The 14,929-nt window shown below is 44.9% G+C and carries 20 protein-coding genes; 13 read left to right on the top strand and 7 right to left on the bottom strand.

Translation table 11 applies throughout. The features are described from left to right. The 7 genes from ACCM36_RS02575 to ACCM36_RS02605 form a co-directional block, all read right to left on the bottom strand. Positions 1–446, bottom strand: a 446-nt coding sequence (locus tag ACCM36_RS02575; protein ID WP_370572158.1) for an AAA family ATPase, incomplete at its 3' end; no start/stop codon positions are given. Positions 447–451: 5 nt separating this feature from the next. After that, complete coding sequence (cfbC, locus tag ACCM36_RS02580) at positions 452–1,246, bottom strand: Ni-sirohydrochlorin a,c-diamide reductive cyclase ATP-dependent reductase subunit (protein ID WP_370572159.1); 795 nt, start codon at positions 1,244–1,246, stop codon at positions 452–454. A 10-nt stretch (positions 1,247–1,256) separates the two neighbouring features. Then, on the bottom strand, positions 1,257–2,384 hold the full coding sequence (gene cfbD / locus ACCM36_RS02585) for a Ni-sirohydrochlorin a,c-diamide reductive cyclase catalytic subunit (protein ID WP_370572160.1): 1,128 nt from the start codon (positions 2,382–2,384) through the stop codon (positions 1,257–1,259). Positions 2,385–2,525: 141 nt separating this feature from the next. Next, positions 2,526–3,932 carry a coenzyme F430 synthase gene (gene cfbE / locus ACCM36_RS02590; RefSeq protein WP_370572161.1) on the bottom strand — a complete coding sequence of 469 codons (1,407 nt, stop codon included), beginning with the start codon at positions 3,930–3,932 and terminating at the stop codon, positions 2,526–2,528. Positions 3,933–4,040: 108 nt separating this feature from the next. Beyond that, positions 4,041–4,664 carry a DUF2150 family protein gene (locus ACCM36_RS02595; protein WP_370572162.1) on the bottom strand — a complete coding sequence of 208 codons (624 nt, stop codon included), beginning with the start codon at positions 4,662–4,664 and terminating at the stop codon, positions 4,041–4,043. Positions 4,665–4,748: 84 nt separating this feature from the next. Then, on the bottom strand, positions 4,749–5,198 hold the full coding sequence (locus ACCM36_RS02600) for a UPF0179 family protein (protein ID WP_370572163.1): 450 nt from the start codon (positions 5,196–5,198) through the stop codon (positions 4,749–4,751). 31 nt (positions 5,199–5,229) lie between these two features. Then, the gene (locus ACCM36_RS02605; protein WP_370572164.1) at positions 5,230–6,297 is read right to left on the bottom strand and encodes an NAD(P)-dependent glycerol-1-phosphate dehydrogenase; all 1,068 of its coding nucleotides are present in this window, start codon (positions 6,295–6,297) and stop codon (positions 5,230–5,232) included. A 132-nt stretch (positions 6,298–6,429) separates the two neighbouring features. Here ACCM36_RS02605 and ACCM36_RS02610 point away from each other — a divergent pair, with 132 nt between their 5' ends. From ACCM36_RS02610 to ACCM36_RS02670, 13 genes are all read left to right on the top strand, one after another. After that, positions 6,430–7,281: a DUF63 family protein gene (locus ACCM36_RS02610; protein WP_370572165.1), complete on the top strand. Its 852-nt coding sequence runs from the start codon at positions 6,430–6,432 to the stop codon at positions 7,279–7,281. A 5-nt stretch (positions 7,282–7,286) separates the two neighbouring features. Continuing rightward, complete coding sequence (locus ACCM36_RS02615; protein WP_370572166.1) at positions 7,287–7,886, top strand: stage II sporulation protein M; 600 nt, start codon at positions 7,287–7,289, stop codon at positions 7,884–7,886. A 79-nt stretch (positions 7,887–7,965) separates the two neighbouring features. Continuing rightward, positions 7,966–9,123, top strand: a complete 1,158-nt coding sequence (locus ACCM36_RS02620) for a formate--phosphoribosylaminoimidazolecarboxamide ligase family protein (protein ID WP_370572167.1) — start codon at positions 7,966–7,968, stop codon at positions 9,121–9,123. Between the two features lie 345 nt (positions 9,124–9,468). Then, positions 9,469–10,695: a translation initiation factor IF-2 subunit gamma gene (locus ACCM36_RS02625; protein ID WP_370572168.1), complete on the top strand. Its 1,227-nt coding sequence runs from the start codon at positions 9,469–9,471 to the stop codon at positions 10,693–10,695. Beyond that, positions 10,692–11,060: a DNA-binding protein gene (locus tag ACCM36_RS02630; RefSeq protein ID WP_370572169.1), complete on the top strand. Its 369-nt coding sequence runs from the start codon at positions 10,692–10,694 to the stop codon at positions 11,058–11,060. The genes ACCM36_RS02625 and ACCM36_RS02630 overlap by 4 nt, the downstream gene beginning before the upstream one ends. Before the next feature lie 68 nt (positions 11,061–11,128). Further along, positions 11,129–11,701, top strand: coding sequence for a DNA-directed RNA polymerase (locus ACCM36_RS02635; protein ID WP_370572170.1), 573 nt, complete (start codon positions 11,129–11,131; stop codon positions 11,699–11,701). A 2-nt stretch (positions 11,702–11,703) separates the two neighbouring features. Next, a complete protein-coding gene (gene spt4, locus ACCM36_RS02640) occupies positions 11,704–11,889 on the top strand; it encodes a transcription elongation factor subunit Spt4 (RefSeq protein ID WP_370572171.1) in 186 nt (61 codons plus the stop codon). Then, positions 11,890–12,471, top strand: coding sequence for a GTP-dependent dephospho-CoA kinase family protein (locus ACCM36_RS02645; protein ID WP_370572173.1), 582 nt, complete (start codon positions 11,890–11,892; stop codon positions 12,469–12,471). Then, entirely contained in the window at positions 12,461–12,766 is a 306-nt protein-coding gene (locus ACCM36_RS02650) for a 30S ribosomal protein S24e (RefSeq protein WP_370572175.1), read from the top strand. The genes ACCM36_RS02645 and ACCM36_RS02650 overlap by 11 nt, the downstream gene beginning before the upstream one ends. A 12-nt stretch (positions 12,767–12,778) precedes the next feature. Further along, positions 12,779–12,928 carry a 30S ribosomal protein S27ae gene (locus ACCM36_RS02655; protein WP_370572176.1) on the top strand — a complete coding sequence of 50 codons (150 nt, stop codon included), beginning with the start codon at positions 12,779–12,781 and terminating at the stop codon, positions 12,926–12,928. A gap of 549 nt (positions 12,929–13,477) precedes the next feature. Then, on the top strand, positions 13,478–14,149 hold the full coding sequence (locus ACCM36_RS02660; RefSeq protein ID WP_370572177.1) for a DUF2162 domain-containing protein: 672 nt from the start codon (positions 13,478–13,480) through the stop codon (positions 14,147–14,149). 2 nt (positions 14,150–14,151) lie between these two features. Beyond that, the gene (locus ACCM36_RS02665) at positions 14,152–14,775 is read left to right on the top strand and encodes a MotA/TolQ/ExbB proton channel family protein (protein ID WP_370572178.1); all 624 of its coding nucleotides are present in this window, start codon (positions 14,152–14,154) and stop codon (positions 14,773–14,775) included. After that, positions 14,772–14,929: DUF2149 domain-containing protein (locus ACCM36_RS02670; RefSeq protein WP_370572179.1), on the top strand; the 158-nt coding region annotated here is incomplete at its 3' end. The genes ACCM36_RS02665 and ACCM36_RS02670, both read left to right, overlap by 4 nt.

Consider the following 14,929-nt stretch of genomic DNA (forward strand, 5'->3'; position numbering starts at 1 on the left):
GCAGCCGAACGGGTAATGCTGCGTGCGTTCAGTACAAGGATGACTGCACAGTTCAGGATCTTCGCTATCTGCGCAGTACTGCCGATATCACTTAAGCTCTCCAGGCCCTCATACAGCCCCCGCACACCCTCGATTATGGCAATATCAGCCTCTCCATCCACTTCACACCCGTGCAGGAACACATCGCGCACCCTCTCCTCGTCCATAAGATAGCCATCGATGTTCCGCGCTCTGCGCCCGGTGATCTCTGAATAGTAGCTCGGGTCGATGTAATCCAGCCCCACCTTAAATGGCTGCACCTTGTATCCGGCTTTTGACAGGGCAGCCAGAAGACCAATGGTAACAGTGGTCTTACCGGAAGACGAACTTCCGGCAGAGATAAGCACTCTGGGAATGTGTTTCTCCTGACCGGTCTCTAAGGGTCGCATGTTGGTGGAAGTGGTCATGTGGATCAGCGTGTAAGTTCCCTTAGCCTTTCATCATCCAGTGACGTTGGCAGCGCGGAATCAGAATTTGACATGATCGCCCGGGCAAGCTCACGGTACACCTGCGCAATATCCGAACCAGGAGCTTTTTCAAGCACCGAGAAACCATCCCTTTCACAATCCTGCACGATCTGCTCTTTGGGAATGAAAGCAACCAGCTTGCTGCCTATCTCCTCGGCGAACCTGCGCACGATCTCCTCTTCCCTTGTAACACTTCGCGAGTTGCAGATGATACCGCTCAGACGGGTATCGATCTTGCTAAGCCCCTTGCAGATATTATTTGCAGCGTACAGGGGCATGTATTCTCCCGATGTCAACACGTACGCATCGTTCACAAGCCCTTTCTTGATGGGAGCTACAAAGCCACCGCATACGATATCTCCGGGTACGTCATAGATGATAAGGTCCATATCATCCATTTCCTTGCACATATCCCGCAGAGTTTTGATGGCCACGATGATGCCGCGCCCGGCACATCCAATACCCGGTTCAGGACCACCCACTTCCACGCATCTGACATCCCTGTATCCGTGGAAAACAATGTCCTCTTCCTTTACTTTCACACCCTGCCTGAGCAGGTCCAGGATGGTGGGTATTCGTCTGCCGCCCAGAAGCGTAATGGATGAATCACTCTTGGGGTCGCATCCGATGATCATTACCTTATATCCTTCCTCGGCGCATGCGGCAGCAACATTGGATGCAGTGCTCGATTTGCCAATGCCGCCCTTTCCATAGATGGCTATACGTTTCTGTTTTTCCATTTACATCGCCTCATGCAGAACCATCGAGCATTTCTCTTGCCATCTCCCGCAAGGTAGCACCCAGTTCGGACTCCACGATGTGGTTCACTCCCAGCGTCTTTGGATGCAGGTCTATCTCCACCACTACGTGTTTGTGACCCATTTCCTTCAGGGGCAGCACCTGACGGGGGCCATTTGTAACTGAAATGAGTTCCATGTTGCTGATATGATCCATGGGTATTGCATGAGGAACGCCGGTGATCACAGCAAAATCATAATCCGCATATTTCTTAACTATCAGGTCGTCAACCACAGTGCCTGCAATGGGATATTCGTCCAGCCCTCCTGTGATCTCGTGTACCTGGACACCTTTTTCTTTCAGATCGTTCATAATATTGAGTGCATGGCCCCTTACCCGTGGCAAGCCCAGTAATTTATCCAGGTTTGCCATGTTAACTACATTTGCGGAAACTCCCAGCAGGGATGCAACTTCATGTATAGCCACTGTGATGTCAGCGAACATATAGCCCGTTTCCTTCTTGGCGTTCATTATCACAAGACCTTTCTTTCCTTCCCGCAGCAATTCGATGATGCGCTGCGCCACCTTGTACTTCAGGTCTCCTCTTGAAGGGGCCAGGTATTCCTTACTGGCGGCACCATGACGTTTTTCCACTTCCGTTGCCTCTTCCAGGAGCACTTTCTGGCGCTCGAACTCCTCTCTGTCTATAACGCCTACGTCCAGAGCGGATTCCAGTGTAAGCAGCACACCCTTGGTATTATTTGCATACCCCGCATGCACCTCAACCTCTATGACCGGCACATCAAGGTCGGCATCCATCACCGGCTCATGCAGTTCCTCGCCAATGATCATGCTGGCGCATGTCCCAACAACACCTATCAACTTCGGGTGAAACATCTCATTGACCTTTTCAAGCACAGAAGAAAGCTCCCTACGCCCCCCAAAAACGAAACCGTTCTCGTCTAGGGCTGTGGTAACTACATGTATCCCATCTTCCTCTAAGAGCCTTGCATGTTTAAAAGAACATCCCGGTGGTCCATGCAATATGGCAACATCCACATTCAGATCCCTAAGGGTGTACAATGCAGCAACTATCGAACTCGGTCTGGGGTGTATTATAGATATGTCCTTTGCAGCCATGCTATTCTCCATGGTGTCCTATGATCGTTATGATATTTACTTCAAGAAGTATGATTTTTTACACTTAGTCAAATGTCATTTTTGCATATACTACAGCCTTCTGATATAAAAGGGCTATTTTATGGAACAAGCTCCACATTTTCACCGGAAGCACTTCACACACAGAGCAATAATGATTTCAGAAGGACCCTTTTTTCTGGCAAGTTCCATTGCACATGTCTTTCCAATATCAAAGTTCTCTACGTACCGGATATTTCCAGTTGCCAGGGGCTTCATCCTCTCGCCCACAAGTATCAGCTCATCCATCTCCACCAGCCTGCGCCCGAGCAGATCGGCAACATCTTCCGGTGGCAGTCCCTCACATACCTGTGCAGCCTCTTCACCAAGCACCATGATCACCCTTGGCTTTCTTTTCAAGCACATGTCAAGTGCTTTTTCCACTGAAACGATGTCCATGCCTGAGTTAGAGTTATCCATAATCCTTATGTTCTCTGCCACCATCTCCTGCATCCTGCCCTGCAAACCTCTGAACTGCTGTATCACTTCTCGCACCGTTTCACATGGTACTCCCACTTCAAGGGCTGCCACACAGGATGCAGCAAAAGCTGTTATGTATGACCTTGCATCATATCCATCAGCGAGGTAAACTTCAATTTCTTCTTCCCTGCATGCAATGGAAAAATTATCATTCTGCATTCCCAGGCAATAGTCAATATCTGGAGTTGCACCTTCGCTCTCATCCCGGATGCCAAAGGTCCTGATGTGTTTTGATGCAAGTGGTCGGTTCAATTTCTCCAATGCTTTTCTGCAGTTACTATTGAGTACAATGAGCGCATCTTCGGGATAACTGAGCAGAGACTTTATCTTTGCTTCACTTGCGTTTGACGTTTTACCGGCTATCATGTAATCCATGTCCAGGGTTGTGATCACGCCTAAGTTTCCACATCCTGTAACTCCAAGGGATATCTCGAAGATGTATGCTTCTATCTTTTTGCCGAGCGACCCTGCAATATCCATCGCCTGCAGTATGCTCCCCGGAGCAATACTCAAGCCTTTATGGATCAGCTGGCACACACTGTCTTCCCATAGCTCCAGCCCTCTGGAAGTGTGCAGTACAACAGTAAGTTCCCTTGAGATCATATCCGCCAGCAGGGATGCGGTACTTGTCTTCGCTTTAGTACCTGTAACTTCGATGATAAGCGGATAGTCGCCAGTATCTGTAAATGACAATATCTCTCCTACAGCTCTGTGATGAGATATTAAAGGAATGTGCTTTTCCTTTACTTGCTGAAGCATGATATGGTACGGATATAGATGCACAGGGCTTACTATCAGATCAAAACCTTCAACGATGCAGTTCTTTTCCACCACCTGGATACCATTCGCTTCCAGAGCATTGCATTGATCAGAGGAGAGTGTTCCATAAACATCCACGCCTGTCACATTGAACTCAAGCTCTTTGAGCTTGCGGGCAATGATAGCACCACCATGTGTCATATCGAGGACAGCTACATTCTTTATGGCAGGGTCGGCAAGGTAACAGTGCATACCCGGAAAAAGTACTTAACAATAGATAAGTGCAACGATGACCCAAACACGAAAAGAAAAAGATTGGCCGGTCCGGGTCAAATTCACATTCTAAGGATAAGCGTAAGCTCAGCTTTCGTCATCAGCTTCATCGTTCTTGTAACTGTCACTTCCCACCATGGCAGCGGCAATGGAATCAATTCCATCCATCCACTCAGCTACAAATCCGTATGGGATGTCTTCCATTATATCATCCGGTAACTTACGTCCGTTGATGATCAATGCACCTATCTGTGCCACCTTATCCAGTGAGATCTCTATACTGTCTGATGCCTCTGCTTCAAGTGCCTGTTTCAGCAGAGTGGGTATTCTTGCCTTCTTATTATAGTCCTGCCCGATGTAGCATTCAAAGGCAGCAAAAGTTCCCATAAAAGAGGTCTGCATTGAAGCTATCATCATGTCAATATCATCGGATATATGATCAATTTCTGCAAGGGATATATCCTTTATCTGAGAGATCAAATGGAAAGCAGATTCTGCGGAGATGAGATTCTTTTCGAACTTAGCTACTACTTTCAGGCATGCAAGGATGATGTCATCTTCCATGTTGATGAAAACCGCACTGTCCTTATCCTGTGGTTCATCAGATTCCTTGAACTCAAAACCGCTTTCTTTGACCTGGTTTATCCAGTTGTTCCATCGTTCCCGGGTATAAAAATCATGGGAAAGGATCTCTGTTTCCGTATCAGACATCAAACACCTCTTTTTAGGTTACGCTATGTTCTTAGCATTCTGCTAGTAGTATAAAAGACATTCGCATTAATCTCAGTTAAAATCTTATAACTGTAACTCTACCTTCTTCAGGGGAGAGGCACAGATATTATCATCTTCAATGTTTTCCAGTATATTAGTTATAGTACACTTGTCTCCGGTACGCAGTCCTTCCGGGAAGAATAAGTCGTACATATCATCTGGAACGTCCCTGCATTTAGGGGGTTCGTAGCTGATCTTGGCACCTTTGATGGCTTTCCTGGAATCCAGAATTGCTACTACGGGAGATTTCACGACTTCTACTGCTATTACTCCGCCGTCATGAAGGAAACATTCATGTACCGAAGGGGTTTTTATCTTAACAACTTTATACCTGCGTCCCTTCTCAAGGTTTAAGCATGTGTTCTTGAGTTTACATTTATTGCACTCATTAGACTCACCCTCGAATATGAATTCCATGCCTTCTTTAGCGAGCCGTGATCCAATAAGAGTTATTGTAGTATCTACCTCGACCATATCATCACACACCTGAATCTGAATTATATAATTACTCTATTACTTTAGTAATCTTTGCCACTCTCTCGGCTGCTTCTGGGGTAAGGCCTGAACCGAGTATTGTATATCTTTCCGGACGAATTGTATGTGCTAGAAGCAGAGCCTCCAATATATATTTATCTTCAATGCACAGCTCTGCAGCAGTAGTGGGAGCATGCAGTTTTTTCAGTCCGTTCCTGATGCGTTCCCAGTCGCCTCCGTGCAGGTACATCATCATGATAGTTCCCACGCCACACTGTTCCCCATGCAGTGCAGGTTTCGGGGCTACCATATCCAGGGCATGGCTGAACATATGCTCGGATCCTGAAGCAGGTCTTGATGATCCTGCAATGCTCATGGCAACACCACTTGATACCAGTGCCTTGACCACTATCCTTACTGAACTTTCAAGCTCCGGTTTTATAGAATCAACGGAGTCGAGCACTATTTTTGCTGTCATCCGTGAAAGAGCGGCCGCATATTCACTGAATGGCTCGTTCCTCAGTCTGTAAGCCAGTTCCCAGTCGCTCACCGCAGTGTAATTTGAGATGATGTCTGCGCAGCCAGATGCAAGCAACCTGTATGGGGCATTTGCGATGATCTCTGTATCTGCAATGACTGCCATGGGAGCATTTGCTTCTACGGATGTGACCCTTTTTCCATCATGTATGGAAGCCCGGGAAGAGACTATACCGTCATGTGAAGCTGCTGTTGGGACACTAATAAATGGAAGGTTCAGTTCTGTGGCCGCCAGTTTAGCCACATCTATGGATTTGCCGCTGCCAACCCCCAATAGGTAATTGGAATTATTATATACGGCCATTTCCTTCACACGTTCAACTTCTTCTGTTGTAGCTGATTTAACAGTAGTTACACTTGGATCGACCCCTGCATCTGCAAGGATGTCATATACGATATCTCCGGCTATATCCCGGGTATGCTTTCCTGTCACTATAAGGGGATTGTTTCCTAACTTAAGGTCATCACAGACACTTTTTACATCTCTGATAACCCCGTGTCCTATTACTATATCTCTGGGTAATTGCATCCATTTGGTGTGCTCTTCTCTGGGTGGGATCACTTGAATACCTGCGAAAGTTTGTGATTAAATTAGATACTTGAATATAGTTGGAATGTTCCCGATGACAGAAGTTATTAAACATTAATTCTATTAAGGATATTCCTGTAGCATCGCATAAACATTTGAGGTTCAATGACTTCGTATATAGATAAGGTTTCAGGATTTATAAACACATATTATATAGACCCTATCCTGCATGATGAAGGTTATAACATCGTTAACACCCTTACATGGGCCATAATACTTGGATTATGCATATTTGCAGTTGTCAAACTACTTAAAAAACTGGACATACAGGCAGATAACAGGTTTATAGCGGCAATAGTGCCCTTTGTGCTTGCCGGATCTTCCATGCGGGTCCTTGAAGACGCAGGAGCCATACAACAACCTTTCAGCTTGCTCCTAATAACTCCTATTATCTATTTTGTGGTATTCTTTATAACGCTGGGATGTCTCATCATAGCTAAATTGATCAGTAAAAAATGGACCGGAAAGAGCATGGAAACTATTTTCGCATCCATGGGCATTCTCTGGTTCGTTTTCAATATAGTGTTGCTCCTCAGCATTCAAACGGCAGTTCTTCCCATGATACTGATCTATATCCTTGGCCTGGGAACATTAGTCACGTTAGCTGTTTACTTTATAGCAAAGCAGGTAGGTTTTGGAATACTTACTGACAGGTTGAACATATCTATACTCGGAGCTCACATGCTGGATGCTTCCTCCACTTTCATAGGAGTCGATATGCTGGGATACTATGAAAAGCATGTACTGCCTTCTTATCTCATTGATCTTACGGGGACAGCATTTGTGATGTATCCGTTGAAACTGGCCATCTTTATTCCCGTGTTATACATAATAGATACTAATTTCAATGAAGATGCCGAGTCCCGCAACCTTCGGACCTTTGTGAAAATGGTGATCCTTGTACTCGGCCTTTCGCCTGCATGCAGGAACACTATACGTATGTTTTTTGGGATATGATTAAAATGCATAATGTCAGCAACAAAGAACAAGCTCTTCAATACATAAGGGATATTCGCAGAGAAATAGGATCCATGTTCCTATTGTTCGTAATATCGGCAGTTATTGGGTACATGGCTGCTATTATGTATCCGGACATAGTTATGAAATCCCTGGAGGAGCTTGAAGGACTGGTGGAATTATTAAAAAACCTTTCCTTGATACAGATAATGTTCCTGATTTTCCTGAATAATGCCCTTAAGAGCTTGTTCATATTGGTACTTGGTGTTGGCCTTGGTATAGTGCCATTCTTTTTCATTGCGTACAATGGATATTTCCTGGGCATTTTTAGTCATAAGATCTTGATGGAGCAAGGTTTTGTTTACTTGGTGGCCGGTCTCCTGCCCCATGGTATCATTGAGATACCCATGGTGGTGGTCTCCGCTGCCATAGGTATGAGGCTGGGACTTAAAGGACTTGCTTCTCTTAAGGGGGAATCAGTACACTTAAAAGAAGAAATGATCACAGGTATCAAGTTCTTCTTTTATTGGATCATGCCACTGCTTTTCATAGCAGCCGTCGTGGAAACTTTTATCACTTCAGCTATTATCGGCTTGTTGAGCTAACCATGAGGAACAAGTGAAAGGGAACGACACAAAGCCTATATAGTTCATTGATATGTGTGAAGACAAGAGAGGGTATAAGATGATAGACAGAAAAGAGATCATAGACATCGTTCAGGATTATAATCCCGATAAGATCAAGATCGGAGCAGTTGCTTCTCATTCTGCGCTGGACGTATTTGATGGTGCAGTGGAAGAAGATTTCCGGACGTTCGCTATATGCCAGCAGGGAAGAGAGAAAACTTATTCTCATTATTTTAAGGCTCAGAGAGACGCGTATGGAAAAGTAAGGCGTGGAATTGTGGATGAGATGGTGATGCTGAAAAAGTTCAATGAAGTACTTCTTCCTGAAAAGCAGCAGATGCTACGTGACAACAACATCCTTTTCATTCCTAACAGGTCCTTTACTTCATACTGCGGTATAGATGAGGTAGAGAACGACTTTGCTGTGCCCATCGTAGGCAGCAGGAATATGCTCAGAAGTGAGGAAAGGGGCATTGACCGTGACTATTATTGGCTCTTGGAGAAGGCAGGTCTTCCTTTCCCTGAAAGGATCAATGATCCTCAGGATATTGAAGAACTGTCAATAGTGAAACTCCCGCATGCTGTCAAGAAGCTGGAGAGAGGTTTCTTTACGGCTGCCACTTATGATGAGTACCTGAAGAAATCAGAAGCACTGCTTAAGCAAGGTGTGATCACGCGGGAAGCTTTGGACAATGCGAGGATCGAGAGATACATTATAGGTCCGGTGTTCAATTTCGATATGTTCTATTCCCCCATTGAGGAAGAAATGAGCAAACTGGAGATCCTTGGCATAGACTGGCGTTTTGAGACCAGTCTGGACGGTCATGTCCGTTTGCCTGCACCCCAGCAGATAACTCTTGCAGAACATCAGCTGACCCCTGAATATACTGTATGCGGACATAATTCTTCCACATTGCGCGAATCTCTGCTGGAGGATGTGTTCATGCTGGCAGAGAAGTATATTAAGGCTGCCAGTAAGCACTATGATCCGGGGGTAATAGGACCTTTCTGCCTGCAGACCTGTATTGATAAGGACCTTAACTTCTACATCTATGATGTTGCACCCAGAGTTGGTGGCGGGACCAATGTGCACATGTCAGTAGGTCATCCTTATGGTAACACCATATGGAGAAAGAACATGAGTACCGGAAGACGCATAGCTTTTGAAATAAGAAGAGCTATTGAGATGGGAGAGTTGGGTCGTATTGTGACCTAACTTTTTCATCAGTTATGTACTAAATATTTACAATATATTATACAATGCTTGATGTGGGTGTATTCTTGCTGCAGGGACGTTGGTTATGTCTTTGCGTACTTCAATATACGGTTCCACCCAGAATATATTTACATGATTTGTTGTATATCTGTATGAGTTTAGATTCTATCTACTATAGATAAGTAGGTTTAATACGTAGATATTACTAAAACGTTGAAATCATTTAAATACCAGAAACCAAATGATAACAACGGTCTGGAGCAAAATATCACCCGGTCATTAGACCGATTGCAAGCATTGCTACGTACTTTTATTATTATTTGCCCATCGGAGGGAAATCAGGAATTGAGTCAACCTTGTGTTAATATCGGCATGGTAGGTCATGTCGATCATGGAAAAACCACTTTAGTGAGCGCACTGTCAGGCGTGTGGACGGATACACACAGTGAAGAGATGAAGCGCGGAATATCTATCAGGTTAGGGTATGCCGATACTACTATCAGAAAATGCCCTAACTGCCCCGAGCCACAATGTTATACTGTACATGAAACCTGTCCGGGATGCGGCGAGCCTTCAGAAGAAGTGCGCACTATTTCTTTTGTTGATGCTCCCGGCCACGAGACCCTGATGGCTACAATGCTTTCCGGGGCGGCTATTATGGATGGTGCCATTCTCGTGATAGCTGCGAACGAGGAATGTCCTCAGCCACAGACCAAAGAACATCTGATGGCTTTGAACATTATAGGTATCAAGAATCTTCTAATTGTCCAGAACAAGATCGATCTGGTATCCAAAGAAGAGGTAATAGATCACTATAAACAGATCAAGAGGTTTGTGAAAGGTACTGTGGCAGAGAACGCCCCGATCATTCCAGTATCCGCTCAGCAGAACATAAATATCGATGCTCTGCTCCAGGCTATGGAAGAGAACATCCCAACCCCTGAATATAAGGTCGATAAACCGGCACAGATGCTTATTGCACGTTCCTTTGACATCAATAAGCCAGGCACGCCTATAGATAAGATACGGGGTGGTGTTATCGGTGGTACTCTTACAGAAGGCGTTTTGGCTACCGGTGAAGATCTTGAGATAAGGCCCGGCTATAAACTGGAAAGTGAAGGAACTACCAGGTGGGTTCCAATACTCACTAAAATATCCATGATCTTTGCAGGTAAGGAAGCTGTAGATAAAGCCACTCCCGGAGGACTGCTTGCTGTAGGTACTACACTTGACCCTGCCATCACTAAGAGCGATTCTCTTGTGGGACAGGTAGCCGGAAAACCCGGTACTTTACCACCTACTCGCGATATTTTCACTCTTGAGCTTAACCTGCTTGAACGAGTAGTAGGTGTGATCGATGAAGCAGAGATCGGTTCTATCAGGACCAGCGAGCCTCTTATGCTTAACGTCGGTACGGCCACTACCGTAGGTGTGGTAACCAGTGCAAGGAAGAACGTTGCCGAAGTGAAGCTCAAGAGACCGGTATGTGCAAGTGCCGGTTCAATGGTGGCGATCAGCAGAAGGATCGGTTCAAGATGGCGCCTGATAGGTGTGGGAGTCATAAAGTCTTGAAGGTGATAATTGACACGAATGCTCTGATGATACCTGTGCAATTCAATGTAGACATATTCGGTGAATTGCACAGGCTGGGTTTTGATCATTTCGTAGTTCCTCTGGCAGTGCTAAATGAGCTGGAGAGACTCGTTACAATAGCCAGGGGCCAGGACCGGACAGCTGCAAAAGTAGGAAAGGCTCTGGCACAGAGGTGTGAACTTGTTCCTCTGGAAGGACATGCTGATGATATCATCGTGTCCCTTGCACAGGATACAGGGGCCGCCGTTTTGACAAATGATATCGGACTGAAGAAACGGCTGTTGGAAATGGGCATCAGGGTAATATCTCTCAGGCAAAGGACTCGTCTGGAAATAATGTCATGAGCAATAGTAAAAATTATAACATATAAATAAGTTTATAGCAGGATAACTGGGCTTTTGGAGATTATCGCATGTACAAGAAAATGAAACTTTCTGATACCATCCGGGTAGCTCCTACTCTTTTGGGCGGGGATGTTCAGGTCAATGTGAAGAATGCACTGAGGGAGAAGCTTGAAGGCAGGCTTGATAAGCAAATAGGTGCGATCGTTGCGATCACTGAAATTGAAAAAGTAGGTGAGGGACACATCCTTGTGGGCGATGGTGCAGTTTATTATGATGTGGACTTTGATGCCATCGTGTTCTCACCCATGATACAGGAAGTAGTTGAAGGAGAAATTGTCGAGACCGTTGATTTCGGGGCTTTTGTCAGCATAGGTGCTATGGATGGTCTCTTACATGTTAGCCAGATCACAGATGATTTCATGTCATATGATGGGAAAAATGGCAGGCTCATGAGCAAAACCGGAACTCGTTCCCTTGGAGAGGGTGACAGGGTGAGAGCCAGGATAGTTGCGCTCAGCATCAATGAAAGGGAACCAAGGGAGAGTAAGATAGGTCTTACTATGAGGCAGAATGCCCTGGGTAAACTGGAGTGGCTTGAAGAGGACAGAATGGCTAAATCCAGTGCCCAGGAAGAGGTTTGATCATGGCAGAACAGGTTTGTAGGGAATGTCACAGGGTAGTGACAGGCCAGACGTGCCTTATATGCAGTTCCAGCAACCTTAGCAGTGATTGGAGTGGCATGGTAATCATTGTGGATCCTGAACTTTCCGAGATAGCCCAGAAAATGGAGATCAAAGTAGCTGACCGATATGCACTGAAGGTGCGGTAATTGGTGAAAACAATACGCCTGCCTTCAGAACTGCGTCCTTTGTTCAGGAAGACCTTTGGTGTCCTTTACACGGGTACCGGGGATGACACCATCCGCAAGCTTTCCAAAGACCTGGGGAGTCCCACAAAACTTATATCGGTGGGTGATGTTACTACATTCCACTTGCTCAATTCAAATATCATTCCGGACATCCTTATCGTTGATGACCGGACAAAACGCGGGCCGGCGTCAGCCTGCGTAGTGGTGGGCACAAAGCATACAGGGTTCAGTGAAATATTCGTGGATAATCCTCCCGGGGTCATAACCGAGGATCTGATAAATGTGGTCCATGACGCGATAAGATCGAAGGACCATGTACGAATATTCGTGCGCGGCGAAGAGGACCTTGCAGCATTGCCCGCAATACTGCTTGCACCCGAGGGTTCGGTTGTGCTGTACGGGCAGCCGGATGAAGGTGTGGTGCTTGTCAATATCACAAAATCCAAAAAGGAAGAGATCCTTGACCTGCTGGACAAGATGATACATGGGCAGGAAGACAGGAACAACTTGATAGATATTCGGAGGAAATTCAATGGATGTTAAAATCATTGAGGATAAAAAAAATGTACTTCTTAACAGGCGTGAGCTTAACTTCGAGGTAACTTTTGAAGGGCCCACTCCCGCAAGGATGGATGTAAAGAACAAGATGGCAGCATTACTGAACGTACCACTGGAACTTGTGGTGATCCAGAGGATGAAGAACGATTTCGGAAGGCAGAAGATCAACGGCTACGCAAAGATCTATGAAGATGCTGCCCGTATGAAAAAGATAGAAGAAGAACATATCCTCGTAAGGAACAAGCTGCCAGAGGCACAAGAGGAAAAAGCGGAAGAGTAAACAGGTGTAACAATGGCAGTAAAAGATTATTATAAGGTCAGCGGCGACAAGATAGAAAGGACACATCAGGCCTGTCCCAGATGCGGAGAAGGCGTATTCCTTGCTGAACATAAGGACAGGCGTTCCTGCGGCAAATGCGGTTACACCGAGTTCAAGAAATAAATTTTAACATCACCTTCTTTTTTCACTTTTTTAGTATCATCTGTTAATATATTCGACGCTTCATTGATTTTAAAATCTTTTTCAATCCAGGGCTTGCAATCTCTCGTATTTTGGTTAGAGTTTACAGTTCTATTTGCAAATCCTAGCCTTCTTACTGAACTGAGGGAAGCAGGTGCTTTGTTCATCAGATTCGGGAAGAAGAATAACAATCATTTTTAGTTATTTTTTTAGAACAGAGTATATTTATTTTGATTTTATTTTTATACAATCTGTTTTAGGGTTTTCAGATTTTTCTTTTATGCAATTAATATATTTTAAGTACAATTGCGGGATGCCGAAAAATATAAGAAGACTTAAGTAGTGCAAGTTATTATCTGAATAGAAAACGTATGTAATGACTAAATTGGTATATGAGGTATTATCAAGAATAAACATCAGTATTTAAATCTCATATGTCTGGGTATTCGCAATGGTAAGTTGCTTTAAACCGAATATAGGTAATTAAAGCACACAAATTATATCGCAAAAAAGGAAAAGGATAGGAGAAAAATGAATTCTGTTTATGCTATAGTCGTTGGCATCCTGTTGGGAATAATGATATTCGCCCTGAAAACGGGTGTAGGATGTGGTTTTTCTAACATCCGCAGAAGAGATGTGTTGATCATTGCTGCAAGTTACTTTGTCATTTCTGTAATACTTGGTGGCCTTATAGGATTGGTGGACCAGTCCAATCTTGATATGATTACCAGCATGGGTATGACTTTGCATGTGGTTGTGGCCTTGCTCCTTATAGGTGCAGGGATATACACCCAGAAAAAGTGGTCATGCGGACATGACGTTTCAAGGCACACTTTCCTTTTCATCTCAGTGCCCTGCCCTGTATGCCTCACCGCGCTGTTTGTGTCTTGTATGATACTTGCATCCACTCTTGGGTGGAGCGGGTTTAGGATAGGAGTTTTGGTCGGATCTGTTTTCTTCATCACAGTCGTATCTTCAAGCTGGTTATTCAGAAAAATGCACCGCACACCGGAGGATCTTGGAGCAGTAATGATGTTCCTGGGCATATTCTATCTGCTTGGTTCCATGCTCGTACCGGCCTACATAAAATCCAGACAACTCCAGATCCCTGAAACAGGAGGGGAATTTGATATACTGCCATTGCTTGTAATGACTGGTATCATAGCTTGCGGATATGCGATCAATAGTTTTAAAGGTGAATAAAAATGAGCCTGTTTGCTGTAATCAATAACATAATGAATACATTTTCTTCTTCATTGCTCTACCCTGTGATCATCCTGTTAGTGGCGCTATCATTGTTGTCTCTTATACTGATAGGTGAGTTCCTTTCGGAATATGCGAAAAGGAGCAGAGATATTGAGAATCTGGAAAGTACCTGCTTTACTGTACAAAGCCATGTAAAAGAATCCAATTTTAAAGCCGCAGCTGATGCTCTTAGAAATATAAAGCAGAACTATATAGTCACTGCTTTCTCCAATGCAGCAGCAGTTCATCTGGAAAAGAACAGGATCCCTGCCATAGAATGGGTCTCTCAGGAATATGAGATCAAAATGGCCAAAAGACTTGAGCAGACCCGTATCATCACAAACATCGCCCCGATGCTGGGACTAATGGGTACTCTCATACCCTTGGGACCGGCACTTGTTGCTTTGTCCCAGGGAGACGTTGCACAGCTTGCACACAATCTGATGATAGCCTTTGCTACCACCGTCGTAGGTCTTTTTGCCAGTGCTGTGGCCTACATCCTTACTCAGGTCAGGAAAAGATGGTATTGGCAGGATATGGCAGATATAGATTATATACTTGACACCATCGAGGCTAAAGTATGAGGCAAAGACGTTACCGCAGAACCGGCCTGTTGCACGATGAAGAGGAAAGGAATCCTCTTGAGGGGGTTGCTAACCTTTTCGATACTGCCATGGTTTTTGCCGTGGCTCTGATGCTTGCACTGGTAATGTCATATCAGATGCCTGAACTGCTAAG

Origin of the sequence: Methanomethylovorans sp., from assembly GCF_041305605.1 — an archaeon.
Taxonomy (GTDB): domain Archaea; phylum Halobacteriota; class Methanosarcinia; order Methanosarcinales; family Methanosarcinaceae; genus Methanomethylovorans.